Here is a 212-nt window from a genome sequence, read left to right as displayed (position 1 = left end):
GGCGAGAAGGGGTACTACGGCACGTCGCTCAAGGACATCGCCGACGCCATCGGCATGAGCCAACCCGGACTGCTGCACTACATCGGCAACAAGGAACGGTTGTTGTCGCTGCTGGTCACCGATAGCTACGACCAGCAGGGCACGCCTGCAGACTTCGCCAAGTCGGGATTGCCCGGCAGCGATTCGGACGGCATGCTGTTCCCGGCCTATCT

1 protein-coding gene is annotated in these 212 nt (G+C 62.3%); it reads left to right on the top strand.

From position 1 onward, the window contains the following. Positions 1-212: helix-turn-helix domain-containing protein (locus tag HJW02_RS13630; RefSeq protein ID WP_208050777.1), on the top strand; the 212-nt coding region annotated here is incomplete at both ends.

The sequence above is a fragment of the Akkermansia sp. GGCC_0220 genome (genome assembly GCF_017566105.1).
Lineage (GTDB): Bacteria > Verrucomicrobiota > Verrucomicrobiia > Verrucomicrobiales > Akkermansiaceae > Akkermansia > Akkermansia massiliensis.
This window is presented reverse-complemented; position numbering and strand designations above follow the sequence as displayed.